22 protein-coding genes and 1 pseudogene are annotated in these 20,585 nt (G+C 34.9%); 22 read left to right on the forward strand and 1 reads right to left on the reverse strand.

Features of this window, described 5'->3' with window-relative positions; all coding sequences use genetic code 11:
- Positions 1 to 55: 55 nt before the first annotated feature.
- Positions 56 to 200 (reverse strand): annotated as a pseudogene (locus RWM19_RS02670) (helix-turn-helix domain-containing protein); the annotation flags it as partial.
- Between the two features lie 282 nt (positions 201 to 482).
- Here RWM19_RS02670 and RWM19_RS02675 point away from each other — a divergent pair.
- The 22 genes from RWM19_RS02675 (at position 483) to RWM19_RS02780 (ending at position 20,575) form a co-directional block, all read left to right on the forward strand.
- Positions 483 to 1,580, forward strand: a complete 1,098-nt coding sequence (locus RWM19_RS02675; RefSeq protein ID WP_313983343.1) for an ATP-binding protein — start codon at positions 483 to 485, stop codon at positions 1,578 to 1,580.
- Positions 1,580 to 4,006: a S8 family peptidase gene (locus RWM19_RS02680; protein WP_313983346.1), complete on the forward strand. Its 2,427-nt coding sequence runs from the start codon at positions 1,580 to 1,582 to the stop codon at positions 4,004 to 4,006. Before RWM19_RS02675 ends, RWM19_RS02680 begins: the two co-directional genes overlap by 1 nt.
- A 23-nt stretch (positions 4,007 to 4,029) precedes the next feature.
- On the forward strand, positions 4,030 to 4,803 hold the full coding sequence (locus tag RWM19_RS02685; protein ID WP_313983348.1) for a hypothetical protein: 774 nt from the start codon (positions 4,030 to 4,032) through the stop codon (positions 4,801 to 4,803).
- Between the two features lie 239 nt (positions 4,804 to 5,042).
- Complete coding sequence (locus RWM19_RS02690) at positions 5,043 to 5,177, forward strand: hypothetical protein (RefSeq protein WP_313983351.1); 135 nt, start codon at positions 5,043 to 5,045, stop codon at positions 5,175 to 5,177.
- 315 nt (positions 5,178 to 5,492) lie between these two features.
- Complete coding sequence (locus RWM19_RS02695; RefSeq protein ID WP_313983354.1) at positions 5,493 to 6,080, forward strand: hypothetical protein; 588 nt, start codon at positions 5,493 to 5,495, stop codon at positions 6,078 to 6,080.
- A gap of 251 nt (positions 6,081 to 6,331) precedes the next feature.
- Positions 6,332 to 6,862 (forward strand): phage antirepressor KilAC domain-containing protein, encoded by a 531-nt coding sequence (locus tag RWM19_RS02700; RefSeq protein ID WP_313983589.1) that lies wholly within the window; start codon positions 6,332 to 6,334, stop codon positions 6,860 to 6,862.
- 10 nt (positions 6,863 to 6,872) lie between these two features.
- Positions 6,873 to 7,118, forward strand: coding sequence for a hypothetical protein (locus RWM19_RS02705; protein ID WP_313983356.1), 246 nt, complete (start codon positions 6,873 to 6,875; stop codon positions 7,116 to 7,118).
- A gap of 352 nt (positions 7,119 to 7,470) precedes the next feature.
- Positions 7,471 to 9,333, forward strand: a complete 1,863-nt coding sequence (locus RWM19_RS02710; protein WP_313983358.1) for an FAD-dependent oxidoreductase — start codon at positions 7,471 to 7,473, stop codon at positions 9,331 to 9,333.
- Between the two features lie 166 nt (positions 9,334 to 9,499).
- Positions 9,500 to 10,105, forward strand: a complete 606-nt coding sequence (locus RWM19_RS02715; protein ID WP_294021224.1) for a DUF6088 family protein — start codon at positions 9,500 to 9,502, stop codon at positions 10,103 to 10,105.
- A complete protein-coding gene (locus tag RWM19_RS02720) occupies positions 10,098 to 11,138 on the forward strand; it encodes a nucleotidyl transferase AbiEii/AbiGii toxin family protein (protein ID WP_313983362.1) in 1,041 nt (346 codons plus the stop codon). Before RWM19_RS02715 ends, RWM19_RS02720 begins: the two co-directional genes overlap by 8 nt.
- A 33-nt stretch (positions 11,139 to 11,171) precedes the next feature.
- On the forward strand, positions 11,172 to 12,281 hold the full coding sequence (locus RWM19_RS02725; RefSeq protein WP_313983365.1) for a helix-turn-helix domain-containing protein: 1,110 nt from the start codon (positions 11,172 to 11,174) through the stop codon (positions 12,279 to 12,281).
- Between the two features lie 85 nt (positions 12,282 to 12,366).
- Positions 12,367 to 12,579 carry a FeoB-associated Cys-rich membrane protein gene (locus RWM19_RS02730; protein WP_006525332.1) on the forward strand — a complete coding sequence of 71 codons (213 nt, stop codon included), beginning with the start codon at positions 12,367 to 12,369 and terminating at the stop codon, positions 12,577 to 12,579.
- Between the two features lie 103 nt (positions 12,580 to 12,682).
- The gene (locus RWM19_RS02735; RefSeq protein WP_313983369.1) at positions 12,683 to 13,276 is read left to right on the forward strand and encodes a type IV toxin-antitoxin system AbiEi family antitoxin domain-containing protein; all 594 of its coding nucleotides are present in this window, start codon (positions 12,683 to 12,685) and stop codon (positions 13,274 to 13,276) included.
- Positions 13,269 to 14,111 (forward strand): nucleotidyl transferase AbiEii/AbiGii toxin family protein, encoded by an 843-nt coding sequence (locus RWM19_RS02740; protein WP_313983371.1) that lies wholly within the window; start codon positions 13,269 to 13,271, stop codon positions 14,109 to 14,111. The genes RWM19_RS02735 and RWM19_RS02740 overlap by 8 nt, the downstream gene beginning before the upstream one ends.
- 125 nt (positions 14,112 to 14,236) lie before the next feature.
- Positions 14,237 to 15,373: a PLP-dependent aspartate aminotransferase family protein gene (locus RWM19_RS02745; RefSeq protein WP_294024414.1), complete on the forward strand. Its 1,137-nt coding sequence runs from the start codon at positions 14,237 to 14,239 to the stop codon at positions 15,371 to 15,373.
- Positions 15,374 to 15,506: 133 nt separating this feature from the next.
- A complete protein-coding gene (locus RWM19_RS02750) occupies positions 15,507 to 15,794 on the forward strand; it encodes a single-stranded DNA-binding protein (RefSeq protein ID WP_006525329.1) in 288 nt (95 codons plus the stop codon).
- Positions 15,795 to 15,878: 84 nt separating this feature from the next.
- Complete coding sequence (gene ffh / locus RWM19_RS02755; protein WP_313983376.1) at positions 15,879 to 17,294, forward strand: signal recognition particle protein; 1,416 nt, start codon at positions 15,879 to 15,881, stop codon at positions 17,292 to 17,294.
- Positions 17,295 to 17,372: 78 nt separating this feature from the next.
- On the forward strand, positions 17,373 to 17,657 hold the full coding sequence (gene rpsP, locus RWM19_RS02760; RefSeq protein WP_282893859.1) for a 30S ribosomal protein S16: 285 nt from the start codon (positions 17,373 to 17,375) through the stop codon (positions 17,655 to 17,657).
- A gap of 5 nt (positions 17,658 to 17,662) precedes the next feature.
- On the forward strand, positions 17,663 to 17,911 hold the full coding sequence (locus RWM19_RS02765; RefSeq protein WP_006525326.1) for a KH domain-containing protein: 249 nt from the start codon (positions 17,663 to 17,665) through the stop codon (positions 17,909 to 17,911).
- 43 nt (positions 17,912 to 17,954) lie between these two features.
- Positions 17,955 to 18,464 (forward strand): ribosome maturation factor RimM, encoded by a 510-nt coding sequence (rimM, locus tag RWM19_RS02770; protein ID WP_313983382.1) that lies wholly within the window; start codon positions 17,955 to 17,957, stop codon positions 18,462 to 18,464.
- A complete protein-coding gene (trmD, locus tag RWM19_RS02775) occupies positions 18,461 to 19,186 on the forward strand; it encodes a tRNA (guanosine(37)-N1)-methyltransferase TrmD (RefSeq protein WP_313983385.1) in 726 nt (241 codons plus the stop codon). Before rimM ends, trmD begins: the two co-directional genes overlap by 4 nt.
- A gap of 141 nt (positions 19,187 to 19,327) precedes the next feature.
- Positions 19,328 to 20,575, forward strand: coding sequence for a dihydroorotase (locus RWM19_RS02780; RefSeq protein WP_313983388.1), 1,248 nt, complete (start codon positions 19,328 to 19,330; stop codon positions 20,573 to 20,575).
- The last annotated feature ends 10 nt before the right edge of the window (positions 20,576 to 20,585 follow it).

A 20,585-nucleotide genomic window follows, 5' to 3' on the forward strand; every position in this document is an offset into this window, starting at 1 on the left:
CCTTTACTATCTCGGCAATATCACTTATATCATAGTCTAAAACTTTACATATTTAAATTAAAACTTCGATAGTGACATTTCCACAGCTGCCTAATTTTTGCCGCTGATGAAAAACTGATACCAGCTTCCTCACGCAATCTAGACTTATTCCAGCCTTTATCAATGAGCAACTTCCATAATTTGTTATAACTTAATTTCATAAGTAACCTTACATTAAAATAGGGGGGGGATTCAAAAAAATTATTTACTCACATGTGTCATATCATCTGAGTGTAGATGAGGTCAAAGAAAAAAATTGCAAAAAAAATTTGTATGAGAAAAGGTAAAAGGTGTAGTGTGAATTTAAATTAGACGTAAATGCGTAAAAACTATTATAAAAAACGAATAACGGCTCAAATTGTACGAATATAGGTTAATTTATAAGATATTATTGAAAATGATACGATTTAATGATAAAATAGGAACACCAAAAGGAGAGAGCTATGTACTATACAGAAATTACTAAAATTATTGAAGCTGGTATGAAAAAAGATACTGCTAAAGTTGCCAGTTATTCTAGATTACTTGCTCAAAAACTTACTGAGGATGGGAATAAGCGTGCTGGTAATCGTGTTTTAGCTGTTTTAGATAAAATAGGAAATGGATTATCAACTGCAGATGCATTTACTACACTTCCTGTCGATCAAGAAAGTAGACTTGATATCGCAGAAATTGATTATTCACCTACTACAGATAACATTATTTTACAAAGTTCGGTACAGAATACTTTGAATGATTTTATCGAAACAATAAAAAATAAAAGTGAAATGATGTCCGTAGGACTCGAAATAAGAACGACCCTGTTATTATATGGGCCTCCTGGATGTGGAAAAACCAGTGCAGCTAAATATCTTGCCTCGGAATTAAAAATGCCACTTATAACAGCTCGTTTTGATACTTTGATATCATCTCTATTAGGAAATACGGCGAAAAATATTCATAGGATATTTGATTTTGCAAAGCAGCAACCTTGTATTCTGTTTCTTGATGAATTTGATGCTATCGCTAAGGCTAGAGATGATGCTCATGAGCTGGGTGAATTAAAAAGAGTAGTAAATAGCTTATTACAAAATATTGATGACTTTTCACAGGACGGAATATTAATTGCAGCTACAAATCATCCACAAATGCTTGACTCAGCAGTTTGGAGAAGATTTCAAACTATAATAGAACTCCCAGCTCCTGAATCAGAGGAAATACGTAGATACCTGGAACAATTTCCAAAAGTGGCAGATTTAAATAGTATAACTGAATCTCAGTGGACCATGATTATAAACGAATTTAATGGAATGTCTTACTCCGATATAAAGGATGTAGTTCAAAATATTCTAAAAAAAGGTATCTTAAAAAGGAAGACTGAAATTGAGAGTTGTGATTATTTAGCGGAGATATACTTCTTCAAAAATCATGGAAACTATAGTCAAGAAGAAATTATTAAATATATTAATGAAAATGGAGTTTCTCAAAAACAAATCGCAAGATATTTCAACATATCTGAGAGACAGGTTAGAAATTATCTGGGAAAGGGTGTGATTAAATAATGGATAAGCTGCTTCCAATTAAGTTTTTTGAAAAAAGAAAAATTGATGAGCAATTAACAGAGCCTGGTGGTGGAAAGAATCTACCTAAATGGGTGTTAAAAGATGAAGAGCTAATTTCTCATTCAATGCACCTTATTGAAAATACCAATAGTATTTCTTCAAAATTTGAAAAATATAAGGAAGGAAATCATACTCTACCAATGGTTATTTCAACAGAGATGACAGAAGATGCGTTGGCAAAGAGCCATAGAAAACAAGTGGTTGATTTGTTAAATAGCGATAAGCATCTAAATGTAATTGGAATAGCTCCAAATCATAAAATAGAATATGTAGATGGAACTGAAAATGATAAATCTGAAATTAAGGAAACAAGAAAAATACTGTCTCTTGTAACAACAGATGAGCTTCTTGATAATCTTAATAAAGCTTTACAGGATACTGTTTCATCATCAAAGCTTATTTCTTCCATAGCTAATATAGAAGCATTCACATCTGCGTGTGTAGGATATAATCCAGAGAACACTTCATATAGAGTAACTTTAATTAATTATCAAAATGAAAATAACAACAAATTAGCACAAAAGTTATTTAAATATCAGTGTGGGTTAAATAATATTACAATCAATAGAGAAACTAGGTATTCAGAAGACATGAACTTATATCGTGTTACTCTTGATGGTATTGAACAAATGAAATTACTTCAGAGCTTTGAAGGAGTTTTTTCTATTGAAGAAGCAAAACCTATAACGGCAGATTTGGATTGCTTAAATAATAATTATATTCCTACTATAAAAGCTCCAATTGATGGAGAAAATTACCCTATTGTCGGTGTGTTAGATAGTGGAATTGAAAAGAATAGATATTTAGCACCTTGGATACTTCCCAAATCGGAGACTTATTATGAAAGTCATATGCTAGACAAAAGCCACGGTTCTATGGTCGCATCTGTTTTGGAATACAGCGATGAACTTAATGGTGAAAACAATACAGTTACTGAAGGTGTAATGATGCTTGAAGCAGCAATATTACCAGATTTAAGTAAAGAAAAAGTTTATCCAGAAGATATGTTAGATAACGTTAGAGATGCAATTGAACGTCATAAAGACATTAAAATATGGACAATGTCGGCAGGAACTTCGGAAGAGAGTGCTTTAGATACATTTTCTGAGTACGGTATGGCATTAGATAATATTGCAGATGAAAATAATGTTCTAATAATTAAATCTGCAGGAAATAGTGTTGCTTTTGTTAATTCCCAGAACGAAAGAATTGCTAAAATGGCAGATTCTGTGCGTTCACTTGTTGTAGGTTCTATAGCACAGGAAAAAGGAAAGTACGATTTAGCAGATGTTGGTATGCCTTCTCCTTTTACAAGAACCGGCCCTGGCCCGTCTCATATTATTAAGCCAGACTTAGTTGCTTATGGTGGAAACGCAGGATTATTACCTAATGGGAAAATAACGACAACAGGAGTAAAAACCTTTGACATTATGGGGAATCCTTCACAAGCCCCAGGGACAAGTTTTTCTACTCCTTGGATTGCTCGAATTGCAGCAGAACTAAACCACCTTTTAGATGGAGACTTTGATCCGCTATTAATAAAAGCACTTATGATTCATAACGCTGGCTATCCAGCTGGTGCAAATATGAAAATGGCAGATAAAAAGAAATTCATGGGATTTGGAATGCCTAATGGAACTAGTGATATATTATATAACTCAGAGGGTGAAATTACTCTCGTGTTACGTGATAAACTTCAAAGGGGAATGTTTATTGATGTATTAGATTTTCCTTTTCCAGATTGTTTAATAGGCGAGGATGGGAAATATCATGGGCAGATAACTTTAACAATGGTAAGTTCTCCTATTTTGAGAGCGGGAGAAGGACCAGAATATTGCCAATCAGATATTAATGTTGCGTTTGGAACAATGGATGGTATCCAAGAGAGAGATACTAATAAGAGGAATATTAGGAATCCTTATGGTGCTAAAAATGCAGAAAACCTAATGAAAGATAGTTTGTATAGCAAAAAGGTTTTTGATGTGCTTGAGGGTGTAAATTTTGGCACAGAAAGAACTTTGCTTAAGTTAGGACAGAAATTTTATCCAATAAAAAAATATGCTGTCGATTTAGATGAAATGACAGATGCAAACAAAAGAGATTATCTTGATAGTTCTAAGCAATGGTACATGAAAGTGGAAGGTCTGTTTAGAGAGGCCGTTGAGAGAGAAGCTAGAGATACTGGCGAAATACTAGAACAGGATTTTTGTATATTGATTACGATACGTGATCCAGATGGAAAAGCACCGATTTACAATGAAGTTACTCAACAACTTCAGCAAAAGGGATTTGTATATTATAATGTTCAGCTTAAGAATGAGATTAGAGAACATGTACGAATCGAGGGTGAAAATCAATTAAGTTAGATATTTGTTAAGGAAGGTGTAATATGAAAGGGAAAAATAGATTATTAATAAAATATAGGCTTAGTGATGGAGAAATTCTTGATGTGTATTATAAAGAACCTCGATTAGCTATTCTTTTAGATTTTGATGTTGTAAAAATAATTGATAATCATTTAGTTGCTAATTTGCCTAAATTTATTACGCCTAAAACAAATCATCTTACTAAATTAGCAAAAAGGAACTTGTCTTCGTGTTGCATTGGGGTGCAATACAAAGAAGAGTATACTTGTGATTCAGTTACAAATACTAGTATCTCTTGTAACCTAGATATACTTTTAAAGGCTTCGAGTTTTTTAGAGAGAGAGGATAGAGAAAATGGTGTGCAAAGTTTTGAAGAACAGAAAGAAGAATCCTCAATAATATTTAATGAAATTGAGCGCTTAAATAAAATTATAAATGAAATGCCAGGTAGTTTTTCGGGGTCATTAAAATACATTATGGAAAAGAAAGGATATACAGAAGAACTTCTTTCTGAAGTATCATGGATAAGTTTAAGCACAATCAAGCAATATAGACAAAAAGAGGAAAAAGAAAAAACATTAAAAACTGTTATAGCTCTTTGTATTGGACTTCATTTACATCCGTGGATTACAGAGGAACTCATTCGAAAAGCTGGAATAGTTCCAAAAGCAACAAAACAAGATGGAGCATATAAGTTTTTATACACTACCCATTATAAAGATTCTATAGAAGATTGTAATATTTACCTTCGCTCACAAAATCTACAGGAGTTTAAATTACGTGAAAAACTATCATAAACGAAAAAATAATATTGGTTTAGACTAGGGGAATTTCCTTGGTCTATTTTTTTACTTTTAGAGACATTTTTAATGTCCCTAAAAGTATTTGAGAACAAGCGGACTATAGAAAAAACTCGTTCATTGTTGATTTGGAAAATGTTGAAAACAAAGGATTTTATAACTAATAAGGGACATTTTTAATGTCTGTAGAGTAACAAACTTATAACTTATCATCTAAATATAAGGAGGTGATTTAAATGGCAAAGAATTCAAAACAGACTTCTAAACGAGTTGCTTCTAAAGCAAGTTCAATTCTTAGAGATGGTCGTTATGGAAGTAAATCAAAGTCTGTAGCTGGTAGTGCACTAGCACAAACCAAAAAAGGCAGGTAGGTGCCAAAAGTACTAGTAACTCTTTTATAAATTGTACTTTGCAAATTAGGGGGGTGGGTTTTAGAAAACTCACTTACTAAGCAGTGACTGATTAATAAATCGACCTGCACAACTAAATTATCACAGAGCCTTATTAGCTATAGGGCGATGGGATACATCATACGGCACTCACGGATTTATTCGTGGGGGGGCGCTATGTGAGGTGTCTCTATTTTCTATGGCTATTTTTAGGCAAGGAGTCGGTGATTCATATAGCATCGGCTCTTTTTGTATCCCTTCGTCCTAATGCAATCAGCAGAAAGGAAAGGGATTTTTATGAAAATCAAAATACGTTATGAAAAAGAGTTTACAACATTTGAACTAAATCTATCTGAAATCAAAGGTTGGCTAAATATTGACTTGCTGCCAGATGAATCTGAGGAGGAGTTTGAAAAGAGGGCACAGGAAGAGGTGAATAAAGAGTATATCCGTCTAGAATACAATGTCATGCATAAGCAAGAGCGTCATAAAGGATTTGCAGTTTCCACAAAGGATGAAGAAGGTGAAGAAACTGGAGATTTTGAATCAAGCAAGAGCGAAGTGGTGACTCCTTCTTTATTCCTTAAAGATGAAATTGATAAAGAAAGCAAAGAAAACTATGAAGCAGTTAAGGAGTTCATTTATTCAGTTTTGAAACCAGATGTTGCTGATTTATTCATGTCAGTACGAATTGATGGGGTGTCAATCAAAGAAAAAGCAGAATCAATGCTAAGCCGAGATGCCTTCGAAACAGTAGATGAAAATAACAAGGCAGTTTCAAGACTTGCCAACTCTATCACACAAAAATTAAAGAGAGCGAATAAAAATTTAGAAAAAGTTTTTCAAAAGCGTCAGATTTTGGACTCTCTCAAGGCTATAAAGTAGAAGGTAGTAGTTCCTTCAAAGAAAATTAAGGAGGTAGCTAATATGAAAGAGCTAATCAAAATTGACTACAACAGTGAACGCCCTACTGTAAATGTACGAGAATTACACGAGGCATTAAAAATAGGAATACCTTATAATGAATAGTTTCCTAGGGCGTGTGAGTATGGATTTTTTGAAGGAATAGACTTTTTGATATTTTTGTCTGAAGTACCGGAGGAAGACCAGCCACGAATCATCAGTTGACAATCGACATGGCTAAACAGTTATGTATGATTCAACGAACTGAGCTTGGCCAAATGTTTAGAAAGTATTTCATTCAAATTGAAGAGCAATGGAACTCTCCTGAAGCAGTAATGGCTAGAGCGTTACAATTTGCTAATGAGAAACTGGCTGTTGTTGAAAAGGAAAATTTGAAACTTCTAAATACAGTAGCACTTCAGTTGCAAAAAATTGCAGAGATGAAACCAAAGGTTAGTTATTACGATGTTGTCCTTAACTGTAAGGATCTTCTTTCCATGAGAGCAATAGCAAAAGACTATGGGAAATCTGCTCAATGGATGAATAATTTCTTACATGATTTGGGAGTTCAATTTAAGCAGTCAGATATTTGGCTATTGTATCAAAAGTATGCAGAGGAAGGTTATACCAGTACTAAGACTCATAACTATCTAGGAACTGACGGATCAAATCATTCTAAGGTTCATACTTACTGGACTCAAAAGGGCAGACTATTCATCTATGACCAAATGAAACAAAACGAAATCTATCCACTTGTTGAATAGGAGGCACAGGATGAGTAAGACATATAAAAAACACCTTGAAAATCCAAATTTCAGACCGCTTGCATATATCTGTGAGCCGTATAGTGGTGATAAAGATTTGAACATTAAAAGAGCCATTCACTATGCGGAACTTGCCTATAAGAATGGGGCAATTCCTGTTACACCACATCTCTTGTTTCCTTTTATGGATGATATAGATTTTGAACAAAGAAAGGATGCACTTTTTATGGACATCATACTTCTTAGCAAATGCTAGGAAATATGGGTGTTTGATAGTGAAATTACAGAAGGCATAAAAAGAGAAATTGAAGTCGCTGAAAAAAGAAAACAGGTGATTAAGTATTTTACTAGTGAGGGTTTGGAGGTTAAGACAAATACTAAATTTTAATTGTTATGATGCTACTTGCATAGGAAATAAGAATAACTGCCTTTATCCTAATATGGTCACAGTATATGATAGAGGCTGTAACGCATAACAGTCTAAAAAATAAACCTGTTATTCGCTTTTTCATTTCTGATGAAAACTAATCTATCCATTTGTCCAAAAAAGACAAATTGTAATCTTTTGTATTGTGATACTTTTATCAAGTAAACAAAGGGAGAGAACTATGAATAAACGTTTATTTGCAGCATGCTTAAGCGTAGGTATGCTACTGGCTGGATGCTCAGCCAAAAAGAGTACTACTGTAAAAGATGGTACTTATGAGGAAACAGTTGATGGACGTAACGGAAAGGTTACAGTTAGCACAACAATTTCTTCGGGAAAGATTACAAATGTAGAAGTTAAAGATAATAAAGAGACACCTGAGATTGCTGGTACTGCAATCACAGAGTTACCAAAGAAGATTGTTGAAAAGAACAGTCCTAATGTAGATGGGGTAACTGGTGCGACAATCACTTCTGATGCGATTAAGGAAGCAGTTAAGAATGCGATTAAGACTGCTGGTGGTGATCCTGATTCATTTGGTAGTGATAGTACACAAGCATCTGAATTAAAGACTGAGAAGTTAACTGCTGATGTAGTTGTTATTGGTGCGGGTGGCGCAGGTATTACTGCCGCATTAACAGCTCAACAAAATGGTGCAAAGGTTATCTTGCTTGAAAAGTCAGCGAATATTGGTGGTGTATCTGTTATTGCTGGTGGACCAATGGGTATTAACTCTAAGGAACAACAAGAAGCAGGTGTAGCTGGTACATTTACAACACAAGAAGTACTTGCATATTGGCAATCCTATAACTGTTGGATGGATGATGGACAGTTATTCTATAACATCGCTAATCGCTCAGGTGAAACAATTGACTGGTTAGAAGAGAATGGTATGGACCTTGTATATGTTGGTAACGAACAGAAAGCACATGCAAATGGCTTTCCAACATATCATGCATATGCAGACCAATCCAATAAGCTTGGCTACTATCAGGCTCTATTAAAGCAGTTTGAAAATGCTGGTGGTAAGATCTACTATCAAACTCCTGCAGTAGAACTAAAGTCAGAAGACAATAAGATTACTGGTGTTGTAGCGAAGTCTTCTGATACAACATATGAAATTTCATGTGATGCGGCAGTACTTGCGACAGGTGGTTTCGGTGCTAATGCAGATGTGATTGAAAAGGAAGTTGGTTTCCCACTCGTTACATTTACAACAGGTACACAAACAGGTGATGGCGCAACAATGTCACAAGCAATTGGTGCTGGTAAGGGTAAGACAATCCAACAGTACCATGGTGTAACATCCTACTCTGGAATCGAACCTGGTTCTGGTAAAGATGAAATCGCAAAGGCAATCTATCTTGCGACAAGTATCTGGGTTAACCAACGTGGTTCTAGATTTGCTCCAGAAGATTTAAACTATGATACAGCGCTATCTTCAAATGCTGCTGCGACACAAGGTGAATACTATTTCTCAATCATGTCAGATGATATGGTAAAGAAAGTAGAGCAGGGTGGTTCTAAGGAATTGAATGTAGATACAGCTGTTGGATACCAACCATCCTTACCACTATTTAGTGTGAATGAACCATGGACAGAGTTTAGATCCGCACTAGAAGATGGTGTTAAAAACGGTACCGTGTTCAAGGGCGATACAGTGGAAGATCTTGCAAAGGCAATGGGTGTTGATGCCAATGCATTAAAGAAGACAATTAGTGCATACAACGCAGATTGCGCAAATGGATTAGATGCAGTATACGGCAAAGATTCTAAGTATATGTTATCTCTAGGTGATGGTCCATACTATGCTGTTAAGGCAAGACCAGTATCCTTAGGTGGTATTGGTGGAGTACTTGTTAACTCTAACCTAGAAGTTATCAAGCAAGATGGAACAGTTATCGGTGGTCTATACGCTGCTGGTAATGAAATTGCAGAAATCTATAACAACTCATATCCACTCGTTGAAGGTGTTACATTAATGACAGCTCTAACAGGTGGAAGAATCTGTGGTGAAGCTGCAGCTGAATACGCAACAAAATAATCCCACTCGGGAGAAATCGTAAGATTTCTCCTTTTTCTTATGGGGAATAAAAGAAATCAATATGTATATACTCTTTAGAGTATCAAACTAAAAGATTCTTTAAGTAATATGTAATTGAAATATGCACCCAAAAGTATATAATTTTGGGTGCATGGAGGATGTGTGTATGATTTCGATTGTTAATCAAATAGAAAATTTATTCTCGAAAAATCCAGGTAAAATCTATTCAATAAATGATTTCTACTATTTGGGTACAAAGAATACGGTTAAATCAGCAATTTATCGATTAAATGAGCAAAATAAGATTACAAGAATACTTGATGGGTTATATACAAAACCTAAGTACAGCGAAGTCTTAAATGAGTATTCTTTTCCTGATAGTAATTTAATTGCGGATAAACTTGCCGATAAGTTTTCTTGGACAATAGCGCCTACAGGAGATACTGCATTAAATGTCACAGGATTATCCACACAGGTTCCAAATGAATATATTTATATTTCAGATGGTCCATACAGGGAATACTTATACAGAAATAAGAAGATTATTTTTAGACATACAACAAATAGGAATATCACATGCTATTCAAAGGAATTATCTATTTTAATTCAAGCAATTAAAGCACTTGGTAAAGATAATATTAGAGAGAATGAAATAAAAAGACTTTCCATATATTTGCGTGGAATTCAAGAGAACTTTAAGTTTGATATTTTAAAATTACCCTTTTGGATACAAGGGGTTTTAAAGAGAATAAAGGAAGTTCTAGATGAATAAATTACTTGAATTATCAAATGATCAGTTAGACCTAGTTATACAGAATACTGCGGATAAACTAGAAATTTCGAGAACTATTGTTGAGAAGGATTTTTGGGTTTGCATCATTCTAAACTATTTATTTAAAGAATTTAAATATAAAGATTCAATAATTTTCAAAGGAGGGACTAGTCTTTCTAAAGTATTTAACTTAATTCAAAGATTTTCAGAAGATGTTGACATTGCCTTGGATTGGAGAGTTTTAGGATATAAAGCTTTAGAGCCCTATAAAGAAAGAAGTATTACTCAGCAAAGTAACTTTAATAAAAAGATTAATGAAGATACTAAGGTATTTCTCAAAGATGTATTTCTACCTATTTTACAGTCAGATTTTGAAAAGATACTAAAAGATTGTACTCAGAGATTTTATATAGATGAAACAGATGGTAATACGATTTGTTTTGATTATCCTAAGTATCATAATTTTGATGGTGGTTTTATTTTACAAATAATTCGTTTGGAAATTGGTTGCTTGGCTGAACCAATTCCTAAAAATAGACATAGAATAAGAACATATATAGAAGAAGTGTATCCTGATATTTTTGATGAAAATATTTATGTAATTGCAGTGGATAGTTTAAGAACTTTCTATGAGAAGATTACGATACTTCACAGGGAGGCAAATAGAAAAAATGGTCATTATCCACTTCGATACTCAAGGCATTATTATGATGTTTATAAAATGATTCTTACAGATATTAAAGAGAAAAGTTTAACCCACTTAGAAATGCTGAAATCTGTTATACATTTTAAAAAGAAATTTTATCGTTGTAATTGGGCAAAATACGACGAAATTATGGAAGGTAAAGTAAAACTTGTTCCTTCTAACGAAGGAATGAATGTTTTCTTAAATGATTACCGAAGAATGGAAAATATGTTATTTGGTGATTTAGTTCCATTTGATAGGATTATTAGAAAAATTCAAGAGTATGAGTCAGAGTTAAATATGAGTATAAAAAAATATATCTGTAACTCTACAAAACAGTGCTACTAAAAACTATTGCATTATTCATGGTAAAATAAAACTATGAAAAAAGATGAATTATTTGATTTGGTTAGTGAGTGTGCAACACTTGAAATATTTGTGGCAAAGGCTGCGAAGTTAATTCAAAATCCGATTTGGATTATGGATGATGCATATCAATTAGTAGCCTGCTCTAAGGTACCAGATGCTTACGTATATTTATCGTTTTTACAAGACACAAAACTAAAACGCAGCTTTGTAAATCGATTGATAGAGCGAGGATTACTCAATGAGAATGGTATTCAAAAACCATTGCGTATATTCGATTCAGAGTATCAAAGAGATGTTTATGTAGTCGATATTTTTGCAAAGAAGAAGTCGATTGGAAAACTAACGGTTGCGGTGGAGAATGAAATTAGTGAAGAGAATGTTAAATTGCTTGCGGATGCTGCATCTATCTACTTACGTAATCAATTAACGAATCATGGTTCCAAACGTGAACAAGCATTTACCTTACTGCTACAAAAGGATGAAGAGAGTCAATCATTAGGACTTCAATTACTACAAGAGACTGGTTATCTTGTTAAAGGTACTTACATGCTTGCATATATCGATACTACGATTGCAAATCGTATTACTGTATTGCGTTCTTTCTTAAGTGAGATACAGAAAAGTGATGTAAACCTATTAGGTGGCATTGTGAATGAACAGTGTTATCTTTTATTGGCGAGCACGAAGCATATTGATTTGAAACAATATCCAAATATTCATGTTGGATATAGTATGCAGTTTGAAAAACTTTATCATCTTGATGGATATGCTAGACAGGCAGAATATGCAGCTAGTAAGGCAAAGGGAAAAGAGGCAAACTTCCAGAATCTAATTGATTCCTATTTGCATAGCCAGTTAGAAAAACAATTACCACTAGATACATTGGTTGACTTAAAAATACAAAAACTCATTGCGTATGATTGTAAGTATGAGACGAAGTATTACGAGACATTGTGTATGTATGTTAACTCACAATACTCAAAACAGAAGACTGCAGAAGGGCTCTATATTCATCTGAATACCGTTAAGTATCGTCTACAGCAGATTGAAAAATTATTTGATATCGATTTTGAAAAAGACGAGAAATTGATACGTTTGGCAATGTTAGTGCATCACGTTTAATTTCTTTTTGCGTTTGACTTTTCAAATTAGAAAAAAGAAGTATACTATTAATGTGTTAGTTATAGTTAACTAAAGGAGCGTTTATATGAATATTTCAACATTCTTAGTATTAATGGTCGTTGTTGTAATCGTTGCATTCGATATTCGTTATGTAATGAAGAACGGAGTAAGCTCCTGTAGTGGAGATTGTAGTTCTGGCTGCCATTCTTCCTGTAGATGGGTAGGAGACATCAAAAAGGCACAACGCAATATCCGTATTCAAAATAAGATTAAGTCCTTGTTAGGATTATCGAAGTAATCTATAAGTCACTAAGGTGGCTTTTTCTTTATATTTAATGTTGCAAATATACGTACTAAATAATATGATGTAAGCATATTTACAACATTAAATGGAGGTAAAAATGGATTATAAAAAGAAAATACTAGAAAAGATTGAAAAAATGGGTGGATTTATTACAAGTGGTGAACTTGTGAATTCTAATATCCCAACTATATATTTAACTAGAATGGTTGAAGCAGGAGAATTAGTTCGCGAAGAAAGAGGAGTATACCTTTCAACAAAAGGTGATTATGACGAATATTACTTCTTTCAAAATAAGTATAAAGTTGCAATCTTCTCGTATGTATCTGCTTTGTATCTATTTCAATTTACAGACATCATTCCTTCAGAATTAGAAGTAACAGTATACAAAGGATATAACGCAAGCCGTATTCAACGTGATAAAAGAGTGCATTATGTGAATAAAGATATATATGAACTAGGTATTACTCAATGTAAAACGATTTATGGAAACAAAGTAAATGTCTATGATCTAGAAAGAACGATTTGTGATTTTGTGAAAAATAGAAATAAAGTCGAGGCTGAGTTATTTTCGAAAATAATAACAAGATATGCTCGTTATCATAATAAAGATTTTAATAAGTTGTATACATACGCAAAAAAGATGAATATCTATGATAAAGTGAAAGATATTTTTGGTGTTATTTATGAATAAATATAAACTTAGATCGATTTGTAAGAAAATATCAGATGAAACAGGACTTAGCTATAATGTAATTCAAACACACTATTTTTTGGAAACAATTCTTGAAAAAATATCTAAGAGTGATGAAAATCAGAATTTTATTTTTAAGGGTGGATTTCTGCTTGCGAGTTTTATTGGAATTAAGCAACGTAGTACAGTTGATATTGACTTCCTAATTAGGAAGTTCACGCTGACAAAAGAAAATATTAGTCAAAAATTAGAAAAAATTCTTAAGCATGAGGTATACGAGGATATTAACTATGAGATAAAAAAGGTAGAGGAAATTCGAAAAGATGATGAGTATGGAGGATTTAGAATTGCCATTGAATGTAAATTAGATAATATTCGACAGATAATTCTGCTAGATATTGCAACAGGTGATCCGATAACTCCAAAAGAAATTATTTATAAATATAAGAGTACTTTTGATGATAAAATTTATGAAATTTATTCATATAATATTGAAACAATTTTGGCAGAAAAAATTCAAACAATCTATCAACGTGGAGTGTTTAATACTAGAAGTAAGGATTTTTATGATGTATATATTTTATTTCATCTAAAGAAAAAAGAGATTGATTATGAAAAACTAGGTGTTGCATGTCGTAATACGTTCAAACATAGAAGCAATAAATTTAATGTGGTAGATATTCTAAATGTTCTAGGTACATTGAAGGGTGAGAATGATATGTTGAAGTATTGGAGCAATTATCAGGATAGATTTAGATATGCAAAAAATATTAGTTTTCATGAAGTGATTGATACGATAGCTGAATTAATGATGAATCTGATTGAATATGATTGAGAATTATTATCCTCAGACAATGTGCTTTCTTGAAAGCTATCATAGATGGGTGTAGGCTATAAGTAGATGTTTCAACGACAATCATTACCAACCAATATTATTCATAATTTTTAGTGGGGAAGAAAATGAAACAGAATACAAAGTTATTGCACGGTTACACCGTATTAGACCAATATACTGGTGCTGCCAGCATACCAATTTATCAAACGTCCACGTTTCATAATACAGAGTTGTATTGTGATGAGCAGAAGTATTTGTACACCCGTTTCTCCAATCCAACGATTGATGCTTTAGAAGATGGTCTTCGTTGTATTGAGAATGCCAAATATGCATTGAGTTTTAGTTCTGGTATGAGTGCGATATCGAATGTTTTGATGTTGTTAAATGCTGGTGAACATGTCATCCTTCCAAAGGAAGTGTATGGTGGTACTTGTCAGTTTGCGACGAAGATTCTACCGCGTTATCAAATCTCAGCAAGTTTTGTAGATATGGCAAATCTTGATGAAGTGGAAAATGCGATTACGGATAGAACACGTATGATTTATATTGAGACACCATCCAATCCTTTGTTAAAGGTATGTGATGTTGGCGCAATCGTGTCCATTGCGAAAAAGAATGGATTGATTGCGGTAGCCGATAACACCTTTATGACAACATTATTCCAAGATACACTTGCATTAGGTGTTGATATCGTTGTAGAGAGCGCTACGAAGTTTATCAATGGTCATAGTGATGTAGTGGCTGGTGTTGTTGCGACAAATAATGAAGATTACTACAAGCAGTTAGTTCTATTCCGAAAGAACTTTGGTGGTATCTTAGGTGTTCAAGATGCGTGGTTAATTATGCGTGGTATGAAGACAATGGGCTTACGTATGAAACAGTCATCTGAAAATGCACAAGCAATCGCAGAATTCTTGTACAACCATCCAAAGATTAAACAAGTGTATTATCCAGGTTTAGATTCTCATCCTGGTCATGATATTCATATGTCACAAGCTAAATGTGGTGGTGCAGTATTATCCTTCTCTCTTGCGAGTAAAGATGATTTGATGTCTTTTACAAGGAAGGTAAAGATTCCAATTTTGGCAGTTAGTTTAGGTGGTGTGGAATCAATTTTATCTCACCCTGCAACGATGTCTCATGCTTGTTTAAGTGTAGAAGAGCGCTTAGAACAGGGAGTAACCGATGAACTGTTACGTTTGTCTTGTGGCATTGAGGATATTACAGATTTACTGGAAGACTTCAAGCAAGCATTAGAATAATGGAGAAATATACATCGTATTTTGTATGCGTGATAAGATGTAAATATCAACTTTTAAATCGTTGAATCATTCAACGATTTTTTTTCGTGGAATAGACAATAGAACAGTGTACATAGTGAATGGGGGGTGGATTATGTTAAATACATTTGTGCTATTAGGAAAGGTACATTCGTTACCTTTGATACAAGGGACGAATCTTTCAGAGAATCAATCGACGATAGAGATTGAGTGTCAACGTGCATTTACGGATAATGGAGTGATGTCGGATATTTTTACTGTGCGCTTGTGGCGTGGGATTGCAGAGTCTTGTAAGGCGGCGTGTAAGATTGGAACTGTCATTGCGATTAAGGGAAGGGTGGAAGTAAATCTACAGACAAAAGCGATGGAGCTAATTGCAGAAAAGGTTGAGTTTATTCGATAAGTAGAGAATTGGGATACTTCACTATATGTAAAGCAGAGATAACTATGATAAAATAAGGACGTTTGATAAAGTGAGGTATAAAACATGGCATTTGATTCCTTAAGTGACAGACTGAATAAAGCGTTGCGTAATGTGGCCGGTAAGGGTACGTTAACGGATAATAACATGGAAGATATGCTGAAAGAAGTGCGTTTAGCATTACTTGAAGCAGATGTAAACTATCGTATTGTCAAAGAATTCTTAGATGAGATTCGTACAAAGTCCAGAGGCGAAGAAGTACTACAGAGCGTAGAACCTGGACAACAGCTCGTTAAGATTGTTCATGATCAAATTATTGAATTACTTGGTACAGAAGAAGCTGGTCTCAACTTTGTAGAAGATGGCATTACTAAAATTATGCTTGTCGGTTTACAAGGTACAGGTAAAACAACCAGCGTAGCTAAGATTGCGCGTATCTGCAAAGAAAAGTTCAATAAGAAGGTATTGTTAATTGCGGCCGACGTCATTCGTCCTGCGGCGATTGATCAGTTACAGACATTAGGCAAGGAAATTGATACTGAAGTATTTACCTTAGGGGTTGAAACTCCAGCGGTTGAAACAGTTCGTCAGGGTATGGAATACGCTGAAAAGAATGGTTTCGATACAGTATTTATCGATACTGCTGGTCGTTTACATATCGATGAAGCGTTAATGAATGAGTTAAAGGATATCAATGAACTCGTTCATCCAAACGATATTCTCCTTACAGTCGATGCGATGACTGGTCAAGATATCGTAAACGTAGCGCAAGCCTTTAAGGATGCGTTACCATTAACTGGTTTAGTTGTAACGAAGTTTGATGGTGACTCTAGAGGTGGTGGTGTTCTTTCTGTTAAGAAGATCACAGGCGTTCCTATCAAGTTTGTCGGTGAAGGTGAAAAGATTGAGGATATGGATATCTTCCATCCTGATCGTATGGCTGACCGTATTCTTGGCATGGGTGACGTTGTTACTCTTGTAGAAAAGGCACAGGAGAAGTTAGACCTTGAAGAAGCCAATAAGATGGCTGAACGTATGCTTGCAGGTCAATTCACAATGGATGATATGTTAAAGCAGTTTGAACAGATTCAAAAGCTTGGTCCTCTTGGTGGCATTATGAAGATGATTCCAGGTATGAATCAATACGCTGGTATGTTAGATGAAGCCAAGGCAAGTGACTCGATGCGTCATATGAAGGCAATCATCCAATCCATGACATTTGAAGAGCGTGCACATCCAGAAAAGATGCGTGGCACAATGAAGAAGCGTGTAGCACGTGGATCTGGTCGTAGTGTAGATGAAGTGAATAAGCTCATCAACCAGTTTGGTAAGATGAAGAAGCTGATGGACTCCATGGGCAATATGCAAAGAAATGGCTCTTTAAACCAAGAAAGTCTTGAAAAGATGATGGGTAATGCACAAAAGCGTGCAGGCCAAAACTTCCCAAATGGCTTTGGTGGAAAGAATCCATTTAAATTTTAATGATGTAAAGGTTTTTTACTTGACAGTGAATTTCGAATCAGTATAATAAACATGTAAGAAATAGGAGGTATTTATACCATGGCAGTTAAATTACGTTTAAAGAGAATGGGTGCCAAGAAGGCTCCAAGATATCGTATCGTTGCGGCAGACTCACGTTTTGCTAGAGATGGACGTGAAATCGAAACAATCGGACATATCAATCCAACAACAGAACCTGAAACAGTAGTAGTAAATGAAGAAAAGGCTCTTAATTGGTTAAGAAACGGTGCTCAGCCTTCTGATACAGTTAGAAACATTCTTTCTCGTCAAGGTATCATGAAGAAGTTCCATGATGAGAAGGTAGCCGCTAAGAAGAAAGCGTAAGCATCATGGCAGAGCTGGATAAGGTACTTCTAAATCTAGTTAAGCCAATGGTTGAAGACAAAGAATCTTTGGATGTACGTCTGATGCCTAGCTTAGATGATAAAGAAGTTTTGTTACATGTTTATGCAAAAAATGATGATATTGCTCGTCTGATTGGCAGAAAGGGCAGTATGGCAAGCGCATTACGTCAAGTAATGTCCGTTGCTTCTCATAGTAATAACAAGAAAGTAACAATCAAGTTCGAACAGATTTAAGGATGCTATGGCATCCTTTTTTTGAAAACAAAGGAGAAGGAAGATGGCATATATTTGTATTGGCAAAATTATCAATACGCATGGTATCAAAGGAGAAGTAAAGATTGAAAGTTACTCTGACTTTGATGAAGAAAGATATACCAAGGGTAAACAAGTATATATTCGTGTCGATGAGAAGTATCTACCAGTTAGGGTAGCTTCCTATCGTAAGCATAAAGGCTTTCCACTTGTATCCTTTGTGGACTTGCAGAATATCAACTTTGTAGAGCAGTATAAGGGATGTGAAATCTACATTGATGAAGCAGATCGTAAACAACTCAAAAAGGGTGAATACTATCGCAAAGACCTCGTTGGTTTAACGGTTGTGGATGAAGAAGGCATTACATTAGGTACAATCATCAGTGTTGAAGAAACACTCGGTGCCCAAAATAATTTACGTCTTCGATTAGAAGACGAAAAAGAAGTGCTAATCCCATATATTCCAATGATTGTAAAGAACGTAGATTTAGAGAAAAAAGTGATGACGATTCATCGTATGGGAGGCCTACTATGAGGATTACCGTATTAACACTATTTCCAGAGATGTATCGTGACTTTGTCAGTACTTCAATCATTGGCCGTGCCATCGAAAGAGGACTAGTTACAGTAGACTTTGTTCAGATACGTGATTTTGCCCATGACAACTATCGCCATGTAGATGATAAGCCATTTGGTGGAGGACTTGGACAAGTAATGAAATGTCAACCAGTACTGGAAGCACTCAACTCTGTAAAGACTGAAAATAGCTACAGTATGATGATGTCACCAGCAGGTAATGTCTATAGCCAATCTAAGGCAAGAGAGTTATCTCAAAAAGACCACTTGATTCTATTATGTGGACATTACGAAGGTTTTGATGCACGTATTAACAAACATGTAGATGAACTTGTAAGTATTGGAGATTACGTCTTAACGGGTGGGGAAATGGCTTCTATGGTTATTATGGATAGCGTCATTCGTTTGCTGAATGGTGTGATTCGTGAAGGTTCTACTGATGATGAATCTCATGAAAATGGATTACTTGAATACCCACAATACACACAACCTGCAGATTACCAGGGAGATAAGGTACCAGATATATTACTGAGTGGTCATCATGCTAAGATCCAAGAGTGGCGTACACAACAATCATTACTACTTACAAAGAAAGTCAGACCAGACCTTTTTGAAAAACATCAATTTACAGAATATGAAAAAAAAGTCTGGAAAAAACTATGTGATCAAGAGAGCGAATAACGCTCTCTTTTTGTATATAATGAGTTTATATAATCGCTTGTGCACTCTTTTGGAAATATCAATCAAAACCCTATTGTAAAAGTAAAAAAGTTCAATTATAATATCGAAGATTTAAGTAGTTGGCTCTAGAAGGGGTTTCATATGAAAACAATCTTAAGAAACGCAACAGTCTTTACGCGAAAGGGTTTTGAGAGGATGGATATCGCTATCTCTGGTGATAGACTTCTTGTCCCATTTGATGTTTCAGACATTGTTCAAAGTGACGACGTTGTTTTTGACTTCAATCATAAATATATTTTACCGGGGTTCGTTGATGTACATGTACATTTCCGAGAGCCCGGTTTTTCTTATAAAGAAACGATCGGCACAGGTTCAATGGCGGCAGCACACGGAGGATTTACAACTGTATTTACGATGCCTAACTTAAATCCACCTCCTTGTGATTATGCAAGCCTTAAACAACAACTCGATATTATTGAAAAAGATGCAGTGATTAAAGTCGTACCATTTGGTGCTATCACAGAAAATCAAAAAGGTCGTGGAAAGCTTTCGAAGATGGATGAGATGGCTGCCTACGTAGCGGGTTTCTCTGATGATGGAGTTGGTGTACAAGCAGACTTTACGATGGAAGATGCGATGGTAAAAGTCGCAAGCTTAGGTAAAATCATTTCTGCCCATTGTGAAGATGAAAGTTTGAATACAATCCCATACACTGGCACAACTTCCGCAAGTGAAAGTGTACAAGCCGCAAGAGATATCGAACTATCTGCTAAAACAGGTTGTAAATATCATATTTGTCATGTCTCAGCGAAGGAAACCTTAGATGCGGTAAGAAAAGGAAAGGCAAGAGGAATCAATGTAACCTGCGAAACTGGACCACATTACATTGCCTTTAATTCCAATACAATCAAGCATGAAGGAAACTTCAGAATGAATCCTCCAATTAAGTCCCCAGTGGATCAAAAGGCAATCATAGAAGCCATCAAAGATGGAACGATAGATATGATTGCGACAGATCATGCACCACATAGCTTAGAAGAAAAATCGAAAGGTTTTGATAAGTCGTCCTTCGGAGTTGTAGGACTAGAAACATCCTTTGCGGTGTCATATACAGAACTTGTGAAGAAGAATGTGATTTCCTTTGAGCGACTTGTCGAATTAATGAGTGTTAATCCAAGAAAGCGATTTGGCTTACCAGGTGGTTATATTGAAAATGGAGAAGTCGCAGATATCTGTGTTGTTGATACGGAAACTACGTGGAAAGTTAATCCAGAAGAATTCTTAACCAAAGGAAGATCGACACCGTTTGATGGAATAAATCTTACGGGCAAAGTTATTGCAACTTTTGTGGATGGAAAACTCGTCTATCGTAACGAGCAAGAAATATAGATTGTTGTGG

Source organism: uncultured Solobacterium sp., assembly GCF_963517755.1.
GTDB lineage: Bacteria > Bacillota_I > Bacilli_A > Erysipelotrichales > Erysipelotrichaceae > Bulleidia.